This is a genomic window from Sphingomonas sp. LY54, from assembly GCF_035594035.1.
GTDB lineage: Bacteria > Pseudomonadota > Alphaproteobacteria > Sphingomonadales > Sphingomonadaceae > Allosphingosinicella.
This window is the reverse complement of sequence record NZ_CP141588.1, coordinates 2,238,453-2,257,500: the sequence shown is the minus strand read 5'-3', so window position 1 is coordinate 2,257,500 and position 19,048 is coordinate 2,238,453. Positions and strand designations below refer to the sequence as shown.

At 67.8% G+C, this 19,048-nt stretch carries 19 protein-coding genes and 1 pseudogene (1 of these 20 running past the window's edge); 7 read left to right on the top strand and 13 right to left on the bottom strand.

The window, feature by feature from the left end; translation table 11 throughout:
• Positions 1–822, top strand: the 3' portion of a protein-coding gene (locus tag SH591_RS11340; RefSeq protein WP_324751372.1) for an oligosaccharide flippase family protein. Its footprint begins 642 nt before the window's first position; the window shows 822 of its 1,464 coding nt (coding positions 643–1,464); the start codon falls outside the window, past its left edge; it ends in the stop codon at positions 820–822.
• On the opposite strand, the gene SH591_RS11335 is transcribed toward SH591_RS11340, so the two are convergent.
• A complete protein-coding gene (locus SH591_RS11335; RefSeq protein ID WP_324749209.1) occupies positions 819–1,247 on the bottom strand; it encodes a CBS domain-containing protein in 429 nt (142 codons plus the stop codon). The two genes, SH591_RS11340 and SH591_RS11335, sit on opposite strands and share 4 nt — an antisense overlap.
• Before the next feature lie 63 nt (positions 1,248–1,310).
• On the opposite strand from SH591_RS11335, the gene SH591_RS11330 reads away from it, so the two are divergent.
• Both SH591_RS11330 and SH591_RS11325 read left to right on the top strand, forming a co-directional pair.
• Entirely contained in the window at positions 1,311–1,598 is a 288-nt protein-coding gene (locus tag SH591_RS11330) for a hypothetical protein (protein ID WP_324749208.1), read from the top strand.
• Positions 1,588–1,962: an acyl-CoA thioesterase gene (locus SH591_RS11325; protein WP_322831607.1), complete on the top strand. Its 375-nt coding sequence runs from the start codon at positions 1,588–1,590 to the stop codon at positions 1,960–1,962. The genes SH591_RS11330 and SH591_RS11325 overlap by 11 nt, the downstream gene beginning before the upstream one ends.
• Here the strand turns inward: SH591_RS11325 and SH591_RS11320 are convergent.
• The 7 genes from SH591_RS11320 to hisS all read right to left on the bottom strand — a co-directional run bounded on the left by SH591_RS11320 (position 1,959) and on the right by hisS (position 10,904).
• Entirely contained in the window at positions 1,959–3,473 is a 1,515-nt protein-coding gene (locus SH591_RS11320; RefSeq protein WP_324749207.1) for a DUF4139 domain-containing protein, read from the bottom strand. The two genes, SH591_RS11325 and SH591_RS11320, sit on opposite strands and share 4 nt — an antisense overlap.
• A gap of 114 nt (positions 3,474–3,587) precedes the next feature.
• Positions 3,588–5,006, bottom strand: a complete 1,419-nt coding sequence (locus SH591_RS11315; protein ID WP_324749206.1) for a DUF4139 domain-containing protein — start codon at positions 5,004–5,006, stop codon at positions 3,588–3,590.
• Positions 5,007–5,088: 82 nt separating this feature from the next.
• Positions 5,089–6,444: an OprO/OprP family phosphate-selective porin gene (locus tag SH591_RS11310; RefSeq protein ID WP_324749205.1), complete on the bottom strand. Its 1,356-nt coding sequence runs from the start codon at positions 6,442–6,444 to the stop codon at positions 5,089–5,091.
• Between the two features lie 305 nt (positions 6,445–6,749).
• Positions 6,750–7,481 carry a DUF4167 domain-containing protein gene (locus SH591_RS11305; RefSeq protein ID WP_324749204.1) on the bottom strand — a complete coding sequence of 244 codons (732 nt, stop codon included), beginning with the start codon at positions 7,479–7,481 and terminating at the stop codon, positions 6,750–6,752.
• Between the two features lie 261 nt (positions 7,482–7,742).
• Entirely contained in the window at positions 7,743–8,561 is an 819-nt protein-coding gene (gene prmC / locus SH591_RS11300; protein WP_324749203.1) for a peptide chain release factor N(5)-glutamine methyltransferase, read from the bottom strand.
• Positions 8,561–9,634, bottom strand: a complete 1,074-nt coding sequence (gene prfA / locus SH591_RS11295; protein WP_324749202.1) for a peptide chain release factor 1 — start codon at positions 9,632–9,634, stop codon at positions 8,561–8,563. The genes prmC and prfA overlap by 1 nt, the downstream gene beginning before the upstream one ends.
• A gap of 25 nt (positions 9,635–9,659) precedes the next feature.
• Positions 9,660–10,904: a histidine--tRNA ligase gene (hisS, locus tag SH591_RS11290; RefSeq protein ID WP_324749201.1), complete on the bottom strand. Its 1,245-nt coding sequence runs from the start codon at positions 10,902–10,904 to the stop codon at positions 9,660–9,662.
• 61 nt (positions 10,905–10,965) lie between these two features.
• Between hisS and ppa the strand changes: the two genes are divergently transcribed.
• The 3 genes from ppa to SH591_RS11275 all read left to right on the top strand — a co-directional run bounded on the left by ppa (position 10,966) and on the right by SH591_RS11275 (position 15,027).
• Positions 10,966–11,514 (top strand): inorganic diphosphatase, encoded by a 549-nt coding sequence (ppa, locus tag SH591_RS11285; protein WP_322831599.1) that lies wholly within the window; start codon positions 10,966–10,968, stop codon positions 11,512–11,514.
• Positions 11,515–11,585: 71 nt separating this feature from the next.
• Positions 11,586–13,496 carry a M61 family metallopeptidase gene (locus SH591_RS11280; protein ID WP_324749200.1) on the top strand — a complete coding sequence of 637 codons (1,911 nt, stop codon included), beginning with the start codon at positions 11,586–11,588 and terminating at the stop codon, positions 13,494–13,496.
• A 10-nt stretch (positions 13,497–13,506) separates the two neighbouring features.
• Positions 13,507–15,027, top strand: a complete 1,521-nt coding sequence (locus SH591_RS11275; protein ID WP_324749199.1) for an amidase — start codon at positions 13,507–13,509, stop codon at positions 15,025–15,027.
• Positions 15,028–15,036: 9 nt separating this feature from the next.
• On the opposite strand, the gene SH591_RS11270 is transcribed toward SH591_RS11275, so the two are convergent.
• The 5 genes and pseudogenes from SH591_RS11270 to SH591_RS11250 form a co-directional block, all read right to left on the bottom strand.
• Positions 15,037–15,354 (bottom strand): DMT family transporter, encoded by a 318-nt coding sequence (locus tag SH591_RS11270; protein WP_324749198.1) that lies wholly within the window; start codon positions 15,352–15,354, stop codon positions 15,037–15,039.
• The gene (locus SH591_RS11265; protein ID WP_416385182.1) at positions 15,351–16,244 is read right to left on the bottom strand and encodes a DMT family transporter; all 894 of its coding nucleotides are present in this window, start codon (positions 16,242–16,244) and stop codon (positions 15,351–15,353) included. Before SH591_RS11265 ends, SH591_RS11270 begins: the two co-directional genes overlap by 4 nt.
• A gap of 112 nt (positions 16,245–16,356) precedes the next feature.
• Positions 16,357–17,484 carry a flavodoxin-dependent (E)-4-hydroxy-3-methylbut-2-enyl-diphosphate synthase gene (ispG, locus tag SH591_RS11260; protein WP_324749197.1) on the bottom strand — a complete coding sequence of 376 codons (1,128 nt, stop codon included), beginning with the start codon at positions 17,482–17,484 and terminating at the stop codon, positions 16,357–16,359.
• A gap of 53 nt (positions 17,485–17,537) precedes the next feature.
• The gene (locus SH591_RS11255; RefSeq protein WP_324749196.1) at positions 17,538–17,738 is read right to left on the bottom strand and encodes a type II toxin-antitoxin system antitoxin; all 201 of its coding nucleotides are present in this window, start codon (positions 17,736–17,738) and stop codon (positions 17,538–17,540) included.
• Positions 17,739–17,742: 4 nt separating this feature from the next.
• A pseudogene (locus SH591_RS11250) lies at positions 17,743–18,033 on the bottom strand (SPFH domain-containing protein); the annotation flags it as partial.
• Positions 18,034–18,093: 60 nt separating this feature from the next.
• Here SH591_RS11250 and SH591_RS11245 point away from each other — a divergent pair.
• Positions 18,094–19,032 carry an isoaspartyl peptidase/L-asparaginase family protein gene (locus SH591_RS11245; protein WP_324749195.1) on the top strand — a complete coding sequence of 313 codons (939 nt, stop codon included), beginning with the start codon at positions 18,094–18,096 and terminating at the stop codon, positions 19,030–19,032.
• Positions 19,033–19,048: the final 16 nt, after the last annotated feature.

Below are 19,048 nucleotides of genomic sequence, written 5' to 3'. Positions count from 1 at the left end.
TATGTCAGCGGCGCGGTCGGCACGCGCTCGCCCGAGCTGGTGCTCGGCCGCCTGCTCGATTTCGCGGCCGTCGGCCTGTGGGGCCGCGCCGTCGGCCTCGCCGGGCAGCTCCGCCAATTGGTGAGCGGCGCGATCGGCGGCGTCTTCTATCCCGCCTTCGCGCGGCTGCGCGACAATGGCGAGGATCTCGCCGCCCCCTATTTGCGCGTCGTCTCGGGCTACAGCGCGGTCACCTGGCCGGCCATGGCCTTCCTCGCCGCGGCTTCGACGCCTTTGGTGCTGATGCTCTACGGACCGCTCTGGGCAGGCGTGGCGCCGTTGCTGACCTGGATCGCCCTTTCCGAATTCGCCTTCACCGCTCTGCCACTGCACATGGAGCTGCCGATCCTGCTCGGCCGGATGCGGCGCCTGTTGCTGCTCAACATCCTCGACACGATCGCGTCGATCGGGCTGCTCGTAGCGGGCGCATTGTGGAGCCTCGAATGGGCGGCGGCGTCGCGCATCGCCTGGGGAATCGTCTGGTTCGTCATCTATGCCGGCTTCATGCGCGGCTTAGTCGGCTTTGCCTGGCGCGACATGATCGCGCTCTACGTCCGCAGCCTGATCGCGACCGCGGCGACGGTGGCGCCGCTCCTTCTCTATTACTGGCGCTGGAGCAGCCCCGCCGAAACCGACTTTGCCGCACTCGCGGCGCTCGCTGCGGCGGGCGGCCTGTGCTGGCTGGCGACGATCTTCCTGGTCCGCCACCCGGTGCGCGACGAAGTGGCGGGCATGCTCGCCAGCCTGCGCGACGCTTTGCCGCGCCGCGTCCGCGTCGGCTAGGCGCTCTGGATATATTCGCGCATCGCCTCGGCCTCGGCCTCGATCCGGTCGATCCGATATTTGACGAGGTCGCCGATCGACACGAGGCCGATCAGGCGCTCCTGCCACACCACCGGCAGATGGCGCATGCGGCGCTGGGTCATTAGCGACAAAGCGGCCATCACCGAGAAATCGGGGTCGACCGTGATCGCCGGCGAGGTCATCACCCGCTCGACCGGCCAGTCGAGGACGACTGCGCCGTCACTCTGCAGGCAATAGATGACGTCGCGCTCGGACATGATCCCGACCACGCGGCCGGCCTTCAGCACCGGAAGCGCGCCGATGCGACGCCCGGCCAGCATGGCGACCGCGTCGCGCACCGGCGTATCGCATTCGGTGCTGTAGACGGTGTCGCCCTTGCGTCCCAGAATCGCGGCGATGGTCATGACGCAGGCTCCTTTTTTACCGACTCGGCTTGATGATCCCATGGCCCACCGCCAAATGGAAGCATGACCCCATCCGAACCGATCCTCGCGCCCGCCCAGCGCACGATCCGCCTGGCGCGCGCCTGGCGGCGCTACAGACGCGTGATGCTGGCGGCGGCCGTCGCCGCCCCGCTCGTCCTCCTGACCCTCAAGGGCAGCGGCGTCGCGATCCCGCTTCCCCTGCTGATCGCCACCGTCGCCGGCTTCGGCTTTGCCGCCCTGGCCGGCACCGGGCTGATCGGGCTCGTCTATTTCAGCGGCCGCGGCGGCCACGCCGATGGCGCGCAGCGGAGCGAAACCGGTGGGCGATAGGGGCGAAGCGATCCTGCGCGTCGTCCCGCGCCCGGGCGATATCAATGCCAACGGCCACATCTTCGGCGGCTGGGTCCTCTCGCAGATGGACATCGCCGCCGGCATCGTCGCGTCGCACCGCGCCCAGGGCGCCGTCGCGACCGTGGCGATCGAGGCGATGGAGTTCATCGCCCCGATTCTGCTCCACGACATCATCTCGGTCTATGCGCGCATCGAGCGCACCGGCCGAACGTCGATGGGCATCCGCATCGAGGTGATCGCGACGCGCGAGCGCGGCAGCCAAGAGGTAAAGGTGACCGACGCCTTGTTCACCTTCGTTGCGCTCGACGAGAATAATCGGCCGCGGCCGCTGCCGGCGGATTAATGCTGGGCGCGCAGCCGGTAACGCAGCGTCACGGAGCCGTTCGCCGGCACCGTCGCGCTCCATAAAGGCCGGCCGTTGCGGCGGCCGATCCGGCCCTCGGCGACCAGGTCGACCTCGGCGAAATCGGCTTCGAAACGCACCGGCCGCGCCTGATCGTTGGTGACGGTGAGCAGGAAGTCGCCTGTGGCGTCGTCGCCGCCCGTCTTCACCACTCGGGCGATGACGCCGGTCGATTCCGCCACCTCGATCTCGACATCCTCGCCGACCGCCTTGTCGGCGATCGAGCCTTGGCCGAGCAGGATCGGGCGCGCCTGCCCGGCGCTGAACAGGGCGACGCCGCCGGCCGGGAGCGGGAGGCCGAGCCCTTCGGCCGTGCGATTCTTGGTCCGCAGGATCATCATCGTGCGCGCCTGCTGTTGCGCGGCGCTGCCAAACACTTGCGCCCGGTAGACGCGGTCGACCTTCACGCCGTTCTTCTCGAGCATCGCCACCTGTTTCTGGCTGTTCGCCGCCACGGTGACCGGTTCGGGGATTCGATAGAGCTTGAGGTCGCCGAGGTCCTCCTGCTCCGCCTTCATCGCGACGCGGGAGCCGGTGACGACGATATTCTCCGCCGCCATCATCGGCGGCGGTGGCGGAGGAGGCGGTGGCGGCGGAGGCGGCGGATAGCCGCCTTGCTCCTCGTGTGGGATGTCGCTGGTCGTACCGGCCGGCCAGCATTGCAGGTTGAGCGGCTCGCTGCGCGGCGGCGGCGGACGAACATTCTGGTCGCGGTTGAGCCTCCCGGCGACGGCCTGGGTCTCGGCGCGAACGAAGCTGGTCTCGTCGCCACTGGCCAGGGTTACCCAGGCAAACAAGTCGAGCCGGTCGCCGGCGGGCGACAATGTCCCGATATAATTCGCCTGCCAGTCGAAGCCGCTGGCGAGATAGGACAAGGTCAAGGTCGCGGCGACCGCGCGGTCGCTGGTCGTGCGCACCGAAAGCGTGGGTTTGGCGGAAAGCCCTTCCGGCACCGACGGATAGACGATCGTCTCATTGAGGCCCGTGCAGCGCAGGGCCTCGAACCCGTCTTCGGTCTGGAGCACGACCGCGCCGTCCGCGCCCGATCGGATCACGGCCTCCTGCTCGCGCACTTCCCCGGTCGCGCGCGACGTGCGGCGCAGATGGACCCGACGCCCGAGCGAGCGGTCCAGCAGGCTGGCGGGCGACAGCAGCCAGGCGTCCTGGTTCTTCTCGGCGACGCGTTGCGGCAGGCCGGTCACGATCGCGCTTTCGGGAAGGATGCCGCCAGCCACGCCCTCGAAGCGGATTTCAGCATCGCCGGCCGGGATGGTGATCGTGCGGGTCTCGCTGATCAGGGCAAAACCGTTCAGCCAGTCCAGCTGCATGGCCTGGCCGGTCGCACGGCTGGGGTCGCGATAGACGGTGACCGCTACCGCATCGGGCGCTGGCGAGGTGGCGATCTGTTGCGCCTGGAGCGGAGCGGAGGCCAGCAGCAGGGCGATCGCCAACCCGTCTTTCCCGTGAAAGCGGGAATCCCGCTTCTCCCCGCTTCCCGGCTTAAGGAGGAAATCGGGATTCCCGCGTTCGCGGGAATGACGGAAGGGCAGGCGCACGTCGGGCCCTTAGTAACGTGTGTCGAAGATGGCGGTGACGGTCGCGGAGCCGTTGGCGGGGACGGAGACGCGCCACACCGCCTGGTTGGACGACAGCCGCTCGCTCTTCTGGCTTTCCTCGACGATGCGGGTGTCGTTCCACCAGGCGTCGAGGCCGCTTTGGAAGAGATCGACCGTCACCGGCTCGGGCCGCGCGTTGGTGAGCGTGTAGCGCATCGCGGTCCGCCAGCGCGCCTCGCCGATCCGCTCGCGCTTTTCCACCACCGGCTGCAACTTCACGTCGAAGGCCTCGCCGGTCTTGAGGCCGAGCTCGGAGCCCATCGGCGTGTGGCCGATCGCGTTTTCGCCGATGAACTGGGCGTTGCCCCGGCGGTCCTTCATGTAGACGCGGACGATGCCAGCCGGGAGCGCGTCGCCCAGGCCCTGTTCGCGCGAGGTCGAGAATTTGAGGACGGTGTCGGCGCTGCGCGCTTCCTCCAGCGTGCCGAGCCAGGGGTTGCGATATTCGTAGGCGCGGCGGCCCGGGGCCCCGACCACGTCGAGAAAGCTCACCTGCTTGGTCTGCTGGTTGGCGATCGTGGTCCGCTCCGGCAGCGGATAGAGGTAGAAGTCGCCGAGCCGCTCTCGCCCGGAGGTTTCCGTTCCGGGCTGGCGCATCGGCGGCGGCGGCGGCGGCGGCGGCGGACGATAGCCGCGACGCGGATCGTAATAAGACTGCCCATTCAGTTGCTGCGCCTGTCCGGCGACCAGCAATGTGTCGGCATTGGTGTAGGTGGTGCCGCTGGTATTGCTGAGCGTGATCCAGCCCTGCACGTCGATCCGGCCGGCCTTCTCGTCGAACATGGTGACGTAATCGGCCTTCCAGCCGAGCCCGGGCGTCAGATAGCTCAGGGTCGCCGGCCGCGTGCCGCCGCCGCGGCTCTCGAGCGTCACCGACAGGGTCGGGCGCGCGCGAAGATTTTCGGGCACCTTGTCGAAGATCACGCGCACCGGCAGGCCGTCGTCGCGCAGCACCTCGATCCGATCGCCGATGCGGAGGACGACACCGCCATTCGCCGCCAGCACGGTGGCGCGCTCGCGCACCTCCTGCCCGTTGGCGGGATTGGTGCGCACGAGGGTGATGGTTTCGCCGACCGCCTTCTGCATGAGCGCCTGGGGCGAGAGGAGATCGAAGTCGAAATTCTGCTCGACGATCTCGAGGCCCTGGCCCGACAGCGTCACCGTCTCGGGACGGATGCGGGCGGAGACATCGGGAAATTCCTGGCGCGAGCGCCCCGCGGGAAAGGCGATCTGGCGGGTGTCCTGCACCAGCGCGAGATCGTTATTGTAGATCGTGATCGCGACGTCGCCCTGGGCCTTCTGAGCGGAAGCGGGACCGGCAATGGCCGAGGCGGCTAGGGCCCCGGTAAGCAGCACAAGGTGACGCATAAGCAAATGCTCCTGTCGGGGTCGCCGACAGGAGCATGTTACATTGTTACCTTAGCTGTCAATCCCGAAGGATGAGAGCGGCTTAGAAGTCGATCTGGGCGCGGGCGCCGATCACGTCGATGCCGTAGTCGCGGTCGCCGCCCGCCGCGACGATTGCCGCATCCTTATAGTTCAAACGGGCATAGTTCAGCATGAAGCGGACGTGATCCTGCGGGATCCAGATCAGGGAGGCCTGGAAGCCGTCCTGCTTGCCGCCGCGGATCAGGTCGTCGTTCAAGTCGACCATGTCGTAGCGCAGGTTGATCTGGAAGGCGCCGATGCCGCCGTCGCCGACCGGCCTCAGCACCTTGGTGCGGTCGAACTGGCCGCCCTTGTAGCCGCGGGTCTCGCCGGTGAGATAATAGCCGACCTCGGCATAGCCGCCGAAGAAGTTGGCGGTCGGGGCCGGGTCCATCCGGTCGGCATCGAGCCAGTGCACCTCGCCGGCGGCGTGGAACGGGCCGTGGATCACCGCCGCCTCGAGGCCGTAGCTGGTCTCCTTCTCGACGGCGAGCGCCGGGGTGGAGAGGAAGCGGCTGTTGGTCGTGTGGACGAGCGGACGCTGGCGATAGCGGGTGGTGACGCCCGCCTCGTCGGTGTCGCCATTGTCGCGCATGTGGGCGGAGGCGCCGAGGTGGAGCTGGGTCTTGCCCAGCTTCGGCGCATAGACGACGCGGCCGTCGAAGCTCAGCGCATTATTCTCGTCGCCGAGGTGATCCGCATCGCCGCTATTGGCGAGGTCGGAGATATTGTCGGTGAAGACGCCGCCGGCGAGCAGCAGGTCTCCGGTCGCATAGGTCGCCGAGAGGCCGACGCGGCGTTCGAAGTTGAACGCGTCGGTAAAGGCGGCGCGCTCGATGAAGGACGAGAAGCGCGAGCTGGTGAGCTCTTCCAGCGACTGGTAATTGTTGTGCTGGCCGAAATTGAGGCCGACGCCCTTGGCCGGGCTGTAGGTCAGGATCGCGTCGGTGACGTCGACCTCGTTGTCGGCGAAATCGACTTCGAACTTGTAGCCGAAGCCGCCCGGGATCGAACCCTCGGCGCCGAGGCGCAGGCGGCGGGCTTCGTTGGAAAAGCCGAGGCCCGGATCGGTGACGCCTTCGGGGCGGCCCACCCAGGCGGCGTCATATTGCAGGCGCCCGCGCGGCTTGAACGACCAGCCGCTTTCCTTGTCTTCGAACTGTGGCGCGCCCTTCCAGCTCGGCTTCGAGGCGGGCAGCGCCTTCTTGATCGCGTCGAGCTGCTGCTGCAGCGCCGCGACCTGCGCTTCGAGCGCCGCGGTCCTGGCAGCCTCCTGCTCCGGCGACAGCGCCGCTTCGGCCGCATTGTCCTGCGCCAGAGCCGGCGCCGCGATCGAACTGCTTCCCAGCAGGGCCAGCAGGAATAACTTGGTGTTCATGGTACGTGATTCCCCAGTGACGGGCTTGGGCCCGGGGCGGAGGTAAGACGTTCACATGATTGTTTGATGACTCGTGCATTGCACTTTTGTGACAACGCTCGGTGGAGCCCATCGGCAACAGCAGGACGCAATTACAAGGGCCTGGCCCGGCTCCGACTACCGCAATCGCGAAAGAAGGGGCGCCGAGGAGGTAAAAGACGCGGCAGTCGCGCGTCGAATGCGTGACAATGGCATGGCTGTTTCTTGACAACAAAAAGGGCGGCGGCCCTACGGCCACCGCCCCATTTTTTGTCATGCCCGAGCGATTAGGCGGCGGGAGCGATCTCCGCATCGCCCTCATCCGCGCGCGGACGGCGCGTGCGGCGGCGGGGCTTCGGCGCCTCGTCGGCATCGTCGTTGATCGGCACCGGGGCGATGGCCGGGGGCAGCACGTCGAGCGAGATGCGCTCGTCGCCCTGCTCAGCATTGTCGTCGCGGGTGCGGCGCGCGCGGCGGGGACGGAGTTCGCCGATGCTGCGCGGCTCGGCTTCGTCGCGCGCGGCGCGCTCGGGCCGGTCCTCGCGGTCGCTGCGCGGCGGCTCGCGATCCTGGCGCTCGGGCCGCGGCTCGCGGTCCTGGCGCTCGGCACGCTGCTCGCGGGCGCGCCCGCGGTTGCGGTCCTGCCGCTGCTCGCGATCGCCGCGCTCTTCCTGCTGCTCGTCCTGCTCGTCGCCGGAATCGGCGTTCACCGCCTCGTCCTGGTCTTCATCCTCATAGGAGTTGAAGTCGTCGCGGCGGGGGCGCTGCTCTTCGAAGCGCGCGCGGGTCTCATTGAGTACGCGAAAATAATGGTCCGCGAACTGGAGATAATATTCGGTCTGGACGCGGTCGCCGGCGAGTTGGGTATCCCGCGCAAGCGCCTTGTACTTCTCGTGAAGCTGGGCGGCATTGCCGCGCGAGCGATTGTCTTGGCGGTTGCCCTGGCTGGGAACGCTCCCCGGCGAGCGGGGCCCGCCGCCGCGGCCGCGACGACGGCCGTTCTGACGATTATTGATCAAGCTGTAAGCCCTCGTCTGGTGGTCTTCTTTTGCCACTCCATCGGCCGGGCCCTTCCCGGCCGTCAGGTTTGCGCGACTCCCACGGCGGCTGGCCGCATTGCGGCTCCCGCCTCCTCACGCCAGGATCGTCCGAAGACGCCAGAGCAATCGGGGGTCGGCGACGGAAAGCCTCACGCATTCAACGCTGTGATTGGCCCCGTCCCTGTCGCCTATGTAACTATTCGGACGAAGATTTCCAAGCGGAAAGATGATTGAGCTGGATCAAGGCCTTAAGACTAGGCAGCGGGCGTGGCCGGCAAGATCCTTTCGCGCTGCAACATTGAAGCCCGCAGCGCGGAAAAGCGCGCCCGCATCCGCTTCCTGTCCTGCGCCGATTTCGAAGCAGGCGATCCCGCCCGGCGCCAGCAAAGCGCCGATCTGGGGCGCGAGCCGCCGATAATCGGCGAGACCGTCGGGCCCTGCGAACAAGGCCTCGTGCGGCTCCCACTCGGCGACGTCGCGCGGCAGGCTGGCCGAAGCCTCGATATAAGGCGGGTTGCACAGGATGAGGTCGAACCGCGCGTCCAGCCCCTCCCCCCAGTCGCCGCGCACGAAATTTGCGCGATCGGCGAGGCCGAGCCGTTCGGCGTTGCGGATTGCGATCGCCAGCGCCGCCTCCGAACGGTCGACGCCGCAGCCGCGCGCCTCGGGCCACTGGTCGAGCGCGGCCAGCAACAGGCTGCCCGGCCCAGTGCCGAGGTCGAGAATCGTCTTCGGCCCCGTCTTGCCGAAATGAGCGAGCGCGGCGTCGATCAGGGTTTCGCTGTCCGGCCGCGGCACCAGCACGCCGGGGCCGACCTCCAGTTCGATCGTCCAGAAGGCGCGGCGGCCGGTAATGTAGGCGACCGGCTCGCCGGCTTCGCGTCGCCGCACGAGCGTTTCGAACGCCTCGGGCGCGTCCCGGTCGAGACCGGAGAGCAAAAGCCCATCGCGCTCGACGCCCAGCGCGTGCGCCATCAGCAATTCGGCGTCGAGCCGCGCGGTCTCGCTGGTGTCGGCCAGCCGCTCGGCCGCGGCCGCGAGGGCGGCCCGTACCTTCATCAGCCTTCGGCGACCGCGGCGAGGCGCTCGGACTGGTCCTCGGCGATCAGCGCCGAGACGAGCTCGCCGAGCCCCGGCCCGGCGAGAATCTCGGGCAGCCGGTGCAGCGTCAGATTGATGCGGTGGTCCGTCACGCGGCCCTGCGGAAAATTGTAGGTACGGATGCGCTCGGACCGGTCGCCCGATCCGACCATCGACTTGCGCGCGCCGGCGCGCTCGCTGGCGAGGCGCTCGCGCTCCAGCTCGTAGAGCCGGGTGCGCAGAACCTTCAGCGCCTTGGCCTTGTTCTTGTGCTGCGATTTCTCGTCCTGCTGGATGACGACGAGGCCGCTGGGAAGGTGGGTGATGCGGACCGCGCTGTCGGTCGTGTTGACCGACTGCCCGCCCGGGCCCGACGAGCGGTAGACGTCGATGCGCAGATCCTTGTCGTCGATCTGGACGTCGACCTCCTCGGCCTCCGGCAGCACGGCGACGGTGGCGGCGGACGTGTGGATGCGGCCGCCGCTCTCGGTCGCGGGCACACGCTGGACGCGGTGCACGCCGCTTTCGAACTTCAATTTGGCGAACACGCCCTGGCCGGTGACCGAGGCCACGACCTCCTTGAAGCCGCCGACGTCCGATGCGTTGGCCGAGATCATCTCGACCCGCCAGCCCTGCTCCTCGGCATAGCGCTGGTACATGCGGAACAGGTCGCCCGCGAACAGGGCGGCCTCGTCGCCGCCGGTGCCGGCGCGGATTTCGAGCATCGCCGGCCGGTCGTCGGCGGCGTCGCGCGGCAGCAATTTCAGCGCCAGCGCGTGCTCCGCCTCGGGCAGCCGATGCCGGATCGCCTCGGCCTCCTCGGCCGCCATCTCCTTGAGCTCGGGATCCTCGGCCATCGCGGCGAGCGATTCCAGTTCGTCGCGCAGCCGCCGCACCTCGGCCGCCGCCGCGGCGACCGGCTCAATCTCGGCATAATCCTTGGACAGGCGCACGAACGCGTCGGGCGCCAGGTTGGGCGCCGACATCGCATTCTGCAATTCGTCCTTGCGCGCCTCGATCTGCGCGATGCGCTGGTCGGAGATCGAGGTCATGACACCCCCGCGCGACGGCAAAGGCTCATGATTGTTTCAAAACCTGCGCGAGCTGGTCCAATCCGACGTTGCGCTGTTCGCCGCTGCGCAGATCCTTCAGCGCTGCCTCGCCGCGCGCGAGTTCGTCCTCGCCGAGGATAACCGCGAACCGGGCGCCGCTGGCGTCGGCCTTCTGCATCCGCTTCTTCATATTGCCCCTATAGGCCATGTCGCCCGACACCCCGGCGCGGCGCAAATCGGCGAGCACGCGCTGGGCGGCGGCCTCGGCCTGTTCGCCGAGCGGCACGACCGCTACGTCGACCGAAGGCGGCGCCGGCGTGTCGAGCAGCATCGCCAGCCGCTCGATGCCGGCGGCCCATCCGACGGCGGGCGTGTGCGGGCCGCCGAGCGCCTCGACCAGGCCGTCATAGCGTCCGCCGGCGAGCACGGTGCCCTGCGCGCCGAGGCGGTCGGTGACGAATTCGAACGCGGTGTGGCGGTAATAATCGAGGCCGCGGACCAGCCGCGCATTGCGCGTCCAGGCGACGCCGGCGGCGTCGAGGCCGGCCGTGACCTTGGCGAAGAAGTCGGCCGCTTCGGGCGTCAGGAAGGCATCAATCTCCGGCGCGACATCGGCGACCGGCCGATCCTTGGGGTCCTTGCTGTCGAGGATGCGCAGCGGATTCTTCTCGAGCCGCGCGAGGCTGTCCTCGGACAATTGGTCGCGATGCGCCTCGAAATGGGCGACCAGGGCCGTGCGCCACGCCTCGCGGGTCTCGGCATCGCCCAACGTGTTGAGCTGCAGCGTCACCCCGTCGGCGATGCCGAGCTCGCGCAACAGCTGGTCGGCAAAGACCAGCAATTCCACGTCCGCCGCCGGCGAATCGGAACCGATAATCTCGGCGTCCAACTGGTGGAACTGGCGGAAGCGGCCCTTTTGAGGGCGCTCGTAACGGAAGACGGGACCGTGCGTCGCGACCTTGAGCGGCGCCAGCTGCTGCCAGCCCTCGCCCAGATAAGCGCGGCAGATGCCGGCCGTGAATTCGGGACGAAGCGTGATCGAATCGCCGCCGCGATCCTCGAACGTGTACATCTCCTTGGAGACGACGTCGGTCGTCTCGCCCAGCGACCGCGAGAAGACCTGGGTCGCCTCGAACACCGGAATCTCGATACGCTGAAAGGCGAACAGTCGCCGCACGCGGTCGAACGTTTCGACGACGGTCTGGAAGCGGTCTGCTTCCTCGCCCCAGATGTCCTGGGTGCCTCGGATACGCTGGGGGCCCTTGCTCATGTTGCGCCCTTAGCATTTTTGCGTGGCGTGGAAAGCGCTTCCGCCCTAGGTGGGCGCCACTATGAACATCGACCTCATCCCCATCGGCGAAGATCCGCCCCGCAGCATCAACGCCATCATCGAAGTCCCGGTCGGCGGCGAGCCGGTCAAATACGAGTTCGACAAAAAGTCGGGCGCGATATTCGTGGACCGAATCCTCCACACGCCGATGCGCTATCCGACCAATTACGGCTTCATCCCGCACACGCTGTCGCCCGACGGCGATCCGCTGGACGTGATGGTCGTGGCGCGCTCGCCCTTCATCCCGGGCTGCGTCGTGCGCGTGCGCCCGATCGCGGTGCTGCTGCTCGAGGACGAAGCCGGCGGCGACGAGAAGATCCTCGCCGTGCCCGTCGACACCACCTTCCCTTATTACCAGAATGTCGAGGAAGCCGACGACCTGCCGCAGATCGTCAAGCAGCAGATCGAGCATTTCTTCACCCACTATAAGGATCTCGAGAGCGAGAAGTGGGTGCGTGTCGGCCATTGGCTTGGCCGCGCCGACGCCGAGCGCATCATCGTCGAGGCAATCGAACGCGCAACCCAGGCGAAGGCCGAAGCCGCAGCCTGACGCAACGATACTGGACGCAGGGGAGACGATCCGCCACGAAAGCGCAAAGCTTTCGTCCTGGAGAGTCTCCCTTGCGTCACTGCCTGATCTTTTCCCTCGCCCTCGCTTTTTCCGCTCCGGCCTTCGCGCAGACCGACAGCGCGCCGCAGCCCCTGTCCCGCACCGATCGCATCCCGGCCGCCCGCGACGTCGCCTATCCCGGCACCCTGACGATCGACGTCGACGCCCGCGACACCGCCCGCGCGATCTTCCGCGTCAAGCAGACGGTACCCGTGGCCGGCGCCGGCCCGCTCACCCTCCTCTACCCGCAATGGCTGCCCGGCAATCACGGGCCGCGTGGGCCGATCGCCACGATCGCCGGTCTCAAGATCAGCGGCAACGGCAAGCCGATCGCCTGGCGCCGCGACCCGGCCGACGTCTACGCCTTCCATGTCGACGTGCCCGCCGGCGTGAAGAGCCTCGACGTCGAGTTCCAGCATCTCTCGCCGACCGAGCCCAATCAGGGCCGCGTCACGATGACCCCGGACATGCTCAACGTTCAGTGGGAGAAGATGTCGCTCTACCCGGCCGGCACCTTCGTCCGGAAGATCCCAATCACCGCCTCCGTCACGCTCCCGGCGGGATGGCAGGGCGCGACCTCGCTGGACGTCGCGAAAAAGCAGGGCGACCGCATCACCTACAAGACGGTGTCCTACGAGACTTTGGTCGATTCGCCGATGTTTGCCGGCCGCTATTTCCGCCGAGAGAATTTGGGCCAGGACGTCTGGCTCAACCTCTTCGCCGACCGGCCGAGCGATCTCGCCGCCACGCCCGAGCAGATCGCGGCCCACCGCCGCCTCGTGGATCAGACGCTCAAGCTCTACGGCGCCAAGCATTATGACGAATATGAATTCCTGCTCGCCTTGACCGACAAGATGGGCGGCATCGGCCTCGAGCATCTGCGCTCGTCCGAGAACAGCCACCCGCGGGAATATTTCACCGAGTGGGACAAGCGCTCGGCCGGGCGCGACCTGCTTGCGCACGAGTTCAACCACAGCTGGGACGGCAAGTATCGGCGCGGCGCGGACCTGTTCACGCCCGACTACCGCATGCCGATGCAGAACAGCCTGCTGTGGGTCTATGAGGGCCAGACGCAATTCTGGGGCAACATCCTGTCGGCACGCTCGGGCATGATGCCGGTCGAGGACGTCAAGGCCGAGCTCGCGCGCACCGCCGCTTATTATGCGACGATGCCGGGCCGGAACTGGCGGCCGCTGATCGACACGACCAACGATCCCGTCATCAGTGCCCGCCTGCCCAAGCCGTCGCCGAGCTGGCAGCGCTCGGAAGATTATTACAGCGAGGGCATGCTGATCTGGCTCGACGTCGACAGCATCATCCGCGAGCGGACCGGCGGCCAGAAGTCGATCGACGATTTCGCCCGCGCCTTCTTCGGCATCAATCCCGGCGACCAGGGCATCTCCACCTACACGGTCGACGACGTCGTTCGCACGCTGAACGCGGTCACGCCCTACGACTGGGCCGGCTATCTCCATCAGCGCGTGGAGCGGGTCGGGGAGGCGCCGCTCGATTGGATCAAGCGCGGCGGATACCGCCTCGCCTATAGCGAGACGCCGCCGGCCTACTTCAAGTCGCGCGAGCTCGACCGCGAGATCCTCGATCTCACCTACGCGATCGGAATCACCGTCGGGAAGGACGGCGTGATCAACGGCGTCGCCTGGGATTCGCCCCTCTTCAATGAGGGCGTGACGACCGGCACCAAGATCGTCGCGATCAACGGCCGCGAATATTCGAACGACGATTTCAAGGGCGCCATCACCGCCGCCAAGGGCACCAAGGCGCCCATCAAGCTGCTCGTGAAGAGGGGCGACCTCTTCCGCACGATCGACCTCGATTATCACGACGGCCTGAAATATCCGGTGCTGGAGAAGGTGGGGACCGGCCCCTCTTCGCTCGACGCCCTGCTCGCGCCGCTCCCTTAAGGAGACCAGAATGATCCGCTCCAGCCTCCTTGCCGGCGTCTGCCTCCTGCTCGGCGCGCCGGCGGTAGCGGCGCCGGCGACCGCCACGGCGCAGACCGAGGCGGCGCTGCAGCGGATCGAGGCGCTGAACCCCAGGCTCAACGCCGTGATCGCGGTCGATCCGACGGCGCGAGATCAGGCGCGAGCGCTCGATCGCCAGCGCCGTGCGCGCGGGCCCTTGTTCGGCATGCCCATCCTGATCAAGGACAATATCGAGACCAAGGGCCCGTTGCCCACCACCGCCGGCAGCCTTGCGCTCAAGGACAATGTCACGAACCGCGATGCGCCTCTGGTCGCGCGACTGCGCGCGGCGGGCGCGGTGATCGTCGGCAAGGCCAATCTATCCGAATGGGCCAATATCCGATCGAGCGATTCGATCTCCGGCTGGAGCGCGGTCGGCGGCCAGACCCGCAATCCGCACGCGCTCAACCGCAACACCTGCGGATCGAGCTCGGGCAGCGGCGCGGCAGTGGCCGCGGGAATGGTGCCGGCGGCGATCGGATCGGAGACGGACGGCTCGATCACCTGCCCGGCCGCGATTAACGGTGTCGTCGGCTTCAAGCCCACCGTCGGCCTCGTCAGCCGCACCTATATCGTGCCGATCAGCCACAGCCAGGACACGGCCGGGCCGATGACCCGCACGGTCCGCGAAGCGGCGCTGGTGCTGGCCGCGATGGCCGGCAGCGACCCGGCCGATCCGATCACGGCGGAGGCGGACAGGCGCCGCGCAGATTATGCCGCTGCGCTCTCGCCCGATGCGCTGCGCGGCAAAAGGATCGGCGTGATGCGCTTCGCCACCGGCTTCCGCACTGACGAAGCGTTCGAGGAAGCGCTCGCAACGCTGAAGGCCCAGGGCGCGACGCTCGTCGACATCGAGACGTTCGAGGGCCGCGGCGAGATCGGCAAGAACGAGTTCACCGTCCTTCTGGCCGAGCTCAAGACCGACATGAACGCCTATCTCGCGACGACACCAGCGGCGGTAAAGACGCGGACGCTCGCCGACCTAATCGCGTTCAATAAGGCCAACGAGCCGGTCGAAATGGCGCTGTTCGGCCAGGATATTTTCGAGAAGGCGGAAAAGACCAAGGGCCTCGACGACCCCGAATATAAAAAGGCGCGCGACTTCTCCTTCACGAAGTCGGGCCCCGAGGGCATCGATCGGCTGCTCAAGGAGCATGACGTCGTCGCCCTCGTCGGCCCTACCATGCCGCCGGCTTGGCTGATCGACGCGGTCAACGGCGATCAGATCGGCGGCGGCGGCGCGGGCAGCCTCGCCGCGGTCGCCGGTTATCCCCATCTCACCGTGCCGATGGGCGAGGTTAAGGGACTGCCGGTCGGCCTCAGCTTCATCGGCCCCAAATGGTCGGACGCGGCGATCCTGTCGCTGGGCTATGCCTATGAGCAGGCGTCGAGGAAGCGGGTTACGCCCACGTTCGCGGAGTCGGTCGAGACAATGCCCGCGGTCGCGCCCTTGCTCGAGCCCGCCCGCTGACCTCGCACGTCAGTGGATGAGCTTCAGGCCGGCGATGCAGGCGACGATGCCGAAGATGAGGGCGATGCGCAGCGCGCCGGCCGCTTCTTCGAAGAAGAAGATGCCGACCAGCACCGTGCCGACCGCGCCGATCCCGCCCCAGACGGCGTAGGCGGTGCCCATCGGGATGCTGCGCGAGGCCTTTTCCAGCAGGCCCATCGAAAGCGTCACGGAGACCAAGAAGGTGAGCGTCCAGGGGAGATTCTTGAACCCGTCGACGAAGCGCAACGAGGTCGTGAAGCCGACTTCGAAGAGCCCACCCAGAACAAGCCAAAACCACGCCATCATAAAGCCGCTTCCATTTCCGCGATCGAGACAGGGCGCCGGCGCGCCGCGATGATGCAGGCGGCGACGATCATCGCCGCGCCCGCGAGAGTGAGCGGGCGCACCGGCTCGCCGAACACGAGATAGCCTAAGAAGGCCGCCCAGACGAACGCCGTATATTCGACCGGCGCGAGATGCTGGGCCTCGGCGCGGGCATAGGCCCAGGAGAGCAGCATCAGCGAGACGAAGGCGAGAAGCGCCGCGCCGAGAATGGCCGGCCATTCCGCCGGCGCGGGCACGACGGCGAGGACCGGCGCGGCAAGCAGGAAGCAGGCCGTCATGATCAGGCTCATGAAGAAGGCGACCTCGAGCGGCCGCGCCACCAGCGCCTGCCGCCGCATCAGGATGATGTTGTAGGCGTAGAGGCCGGCCGAGGCGAGGATCGCGAGCGCGCCCTGGAAGGCTTCGGGCCCGAGATCGGCCTCGGCCTGGCCGGCGAGGATGACCAGCACGCCGGCAAAGCCGAGCACGGAAGCGAGGATCGCCTGGCGCTCGATCTTCTCCTTTAAGAGCCAGGCGGCGAGATGGAGCGCAATCAACGGTGCGACGAACGACAAAGCCACGCCTTGCGCGAGCGGCACACGGGCGAGCCCCCAGAAGAACAGCATCGCCATCCCCGCCGACAATATCCCGCGCATGAGATGGAGGCGCGTCGCCTGGCGCCCCGGCCAGCGGCTGCGGCGGGCGAGGAAGAACGCGCCGCCGATCACCGCGCCGGCCAGCGTCCGCCACAGCAAGGCGTTGTAGGCGCCGATCCCGATCGACAGGTCCTTCATCACCGCGTCCATCGTCGAGAAGGCGGCGATGCCGAGCGAGGCGACGGCGAAGGCGCTGGCGGTGCTTGCCTGCCTCACACGCTCCACCCGTCATCCCGGCGCGAGCGGGAACCCAAGGCCGGGTTTGCATTCAGCAGGGCGGAGGCAGCGTTCCTGGCCCCCGGCTTTCGCCGGGGTGACGCTCGGTCGGTCATTCGGCCGCGGTTGGAAAGGCGTCGGTGGTCGCGGCTTCGATCTCGGCCGCCTTGGCCTCCACGAGGCTGACGATATGGTCGACCATGTCGGCGTCCTGGACATGATGGTCGGTGACGCCCGACAGATAGACCATATGCTTGCCGTTGCCGCCGCCGGTGAGGCCGATATCGGTCTCGCGCGCCTCGCCGGGCCCGTTGACGACGCAGCCCAGCACCGAGAGCGAAAGCGGCGTGCGGATGTGGCTCAGCCGCTCCTCGAGCGTCTGCACGGTGCGGATCACATCGAACCCCTGGCGCGCACAGGACGGGCAGGAGACGACGCGCACGCCGCGGTTGCGGATGCCGAGGCTCTTCAGGATCTCGTAACCGACCCGCACTTCCTCCTCGGGCTCGGCCGAGAGCGAGACGCGGATCGTGTCGCCGATCCCGAACCAGAGCAGCGAGCCGATGCCGATCGCCGACTTGACGGTGCCGCCCCGCGCGCCCCCGGCCTCGGTGATGCCGAGATGGAGCGGGCAATCCACCGCCTCGGCAAGCTGCTGGTAGGCGGCCACGGCGAGGAATACGTCGGACGCCTTCACCGCGACTTTGTATTCGCGGAAATCCTGGTCCTCGAGCAGCCTGATATGGTCGAGCGCGCTCTCGACCAAAGCCTCCGGACAGGGCTCGCCATATTTTTCGAGCAGGTCGCGTTCCAGGCTGCCGGCATTGACGCCGATCCGCATCGAGCAGCCGTTCGCCTTGGCCGCGCGCACGACCTCGGCGACGCGCGCGTCCGATCCGATATTGCCCGGATTGATGCGCAGGCACGCGGCCCCGGCATCGGCCGCCTCGAGCGCGCGCTTATAGTGAAAATGGATGTCGGCGACGATCGGCACGCGCGCCGCGCGGACGATTTGGCGGAGCGCCGCGGTCGATTCCTCGTCGGGGCACGAGACGCGGATGATGTCGGCGCCCGCTTCCTCGCAGCGGCGAATCTGGTCGATCGTGCCTTTGACGTCGGCAGTGTTGGTGTTGGTCATCGTCTGGACGGTGACCGGCGCGTCGCCGCCGACGGCGACATTGCCGACCATGATCTGGCGCGAGGGACGGCGCGCTATGTCGCGCCAGGGTCGAATGGACATGGCCGCCATATAAGCGATTGAAGTGACAAGACCAAGGCGAAGCGGGCCGGCCCTCACCCTTCCCTGGGCGGCCGGCCCCTGCGCCGCGCCTCGGGCGGCGGGACCTTCACGCCCCGCCGCGCCAGCGCCTCCCTGAGGAGCCATTCGATCTCGGCATTCACGCTCCGGAAATCGGCCGCCGCAGCACGTTCGAGCGCGGCCCAGAGCGCCGGCTCGATGCGCAGCGGGAAGGCCTTTTTCGGACTCTCGGCCATCAGATTACTGGTACAACGTACCGGCGTTCACGACCGGCTGGGTGTCGCGCTCGGAGCAGAGCACCACCATCAGATTGGAGACCATCGCCGCCTTGCGCTCGTCGTCCAGCTCCACGACCTGCTTCTCCGACAGCATCTGCAGCGCGGTCTCCACCATGGTGACGGCGCCGGTCACCAGCTTCTGCCGCGCCGCGATCACCGCCTCGGCCTGTTGGCGTCGGAGCATCGCCTGGGCGATTTCCTGGGCATAAGCGAGATGGGTCAGGCGGCATTCGTCGATCGTGATTCCGGCGAGAGTGGCGGGACAGTGGGTTTCTGCTATTCCGCGGGCGCGTCGCGAACCGGAGCCTGACTGATGACCTCCCCCAACCAGCAGAAGAGCGAGTGGAAGCTCGTCATCCACGGCGGCGCCGGGATCATCGAGCGGGCCATGCTATCGCAAGCGGACGAACGGGAAATCCGCGCCGCGCTCGAACATGCTCTGGATACGGGATCGGCCGTACTCGAAGCCGGCGGCAGCGCGCTCGATGCGGTCGAGGCAGCGGTGCGCGAGCTGGAGGACAATCCCCATTTCAACGCCGGCCGCGGCTCGGTCTTCACCTATCAGGGCACCAATGAACTCGATGCGGCGATCATGAACGGGGCCACGCGCGACGCCGGCGCGGTCACGGGCGTCACCGCGACGCGCAACCCGGTCAGCCTCGCCCGCGCCGTGATGGAGCATAGCCCGCACGTCATGCTCAGCCGCGAGGGCGCCGACCAGTTCTCACGCGAGCGCGACCTGGAGCAGGTCGGCCCCGAATGGTTCGCCACGGCGGAGCGGCGGCGGCAGCTCGAGGAGATGAAATCGAAGGCCGACTGGTTCGATGCGGACATGAAATACGGCACGGTCGGCGCGGTCGCACTGGACGTGCACGGCCATGTCGCGGCGGCAACCTCGACCGGCGGCATCACCGGCAAGCGTTGGGCGCGGATCGGCGATTCGCCGGTGATCGGCGCCGGCACCTATGCGGACGATCGCGCCTGCGCGGTCTCGGCTACCGGCTCGGGCGAATATTTCATTCGGCTGGGGGTCGCGCACGAGATCTGCGCCCGGATGCGCTTCGCAGGCGAGGATGCGAAGCAGGCGGCCGACCATGTAATCGGGGAGCTGACCGCGCTGGGCGGGACCGGCGGCGTCATCGTCGTGTCGCCGCAGGGCGACGCGGACTGGTCGTTCAATTCGGCCGGAATGTATCGCGGCAAGGCGTCCGCCGCGGGGAAAATCGTCGCCATCTTCGGCGACGAAGGCTGACGCCCTCTCCCCCACG

What these genes read in the sequence shown, in the direction of transcription:
- SH591_RS11330 (WP_324749208.1), top strand. Translation starts at nt 1,311, where the DNA reads ATGACCCCATCCGAACCGATCCTCGCGCCCGCCCAGCGCACGATCCGC.
- prfA (WP_324749202.1), bottom strand. Translation starts at nt 9,634, where the DNA reads ATGACCTCGATCTCCGACCAGCGCATCGCGCAGATCGAGGCGCGCAAG.
- ppa (WP_322831599.1), top strand. Translation starts at nt 10,966, where the DNA reads ATGAACATCGACCTCATCCCCATCGGCGAAGATCCGCCCCGCAGCATC.
- SH591_RS11245 (WP_324749195.1), top strand. Translation starts at nt 18,094, where the DNA reads ATGACCTCCCCCAACCAGCAGAAGAGCGAGTGGAAGCTCGTCATCCAC.
- SH591_RS11255 (WP_324749196.1), bottom strand. Translation starts at nt 17,738, where the DNA reads ATGGCCGAGAGTCCGAAAAAGGCCTTCCCGCTGCGCATCGAGCCGGCG.
- SH591_RS11270 (WP_324749198.1), bottom strand. Translation starts at nt 15,354, where the DNA reads ATGATGGCGTGGTTTTGGCTTGTTCTGGGTGGGCTCTTCGAAGTCGGC.
- hisS (WP_324749201.1), bottom strand. Translation starts at nt 10,904, where the DNA reads ATGAGCAAGGGCCCCCAGCGTATCCGAGGCACCCAGGACATCTGGGGC.
- SH591_RS11335 (WP_324749209.1), bottom strand. Translation starts at nt 1,247, where the DNA reads ATGACCATCGCCGCGATTCTGGGACGCAAGGGCGACACCGTCTACAGC.
- prmC (WP_324749203.1), bottom strand. Translation starts at nt 8,561, where the DNA reads ATGAAGGTACGGGCCGCCCTCGCGGCCGCGGCCGAGCGGCTGGCCGAC.
- ispG (WP_324749197.1), bottom strand. Translation starts at nt 17,484, where the DNA reads ATGTCCATTCGACCCTGGCGCGACATAGCGCGCCGTCCCTCGCGCCAG.
- SH591_RS11315 (WP_324749206.1), bottom strand. Translation starts at nt 5,006, where the DNA reads ATGCGTCACCTTGTGCTGCTTACCGGGGCCCTAGCCGCCTCGGCCATT.
- SH591_RS11275 (WP_324749199.1), top strand. Translation starts at nt 13,507, where the DNA reads ATGATCCGCTCCAGCCTCCTTGCCGGCGTCTGCCTCCTGCTCGGCGCG.
- SH591_RS11310 (WP_324749205.1), bottom strand. Translation starts at nt 6,444, where the DNA reads ATGAACACCAAGTTATTCCTGCTGGCCCTGCTGGGAAGCAGTTCGATC.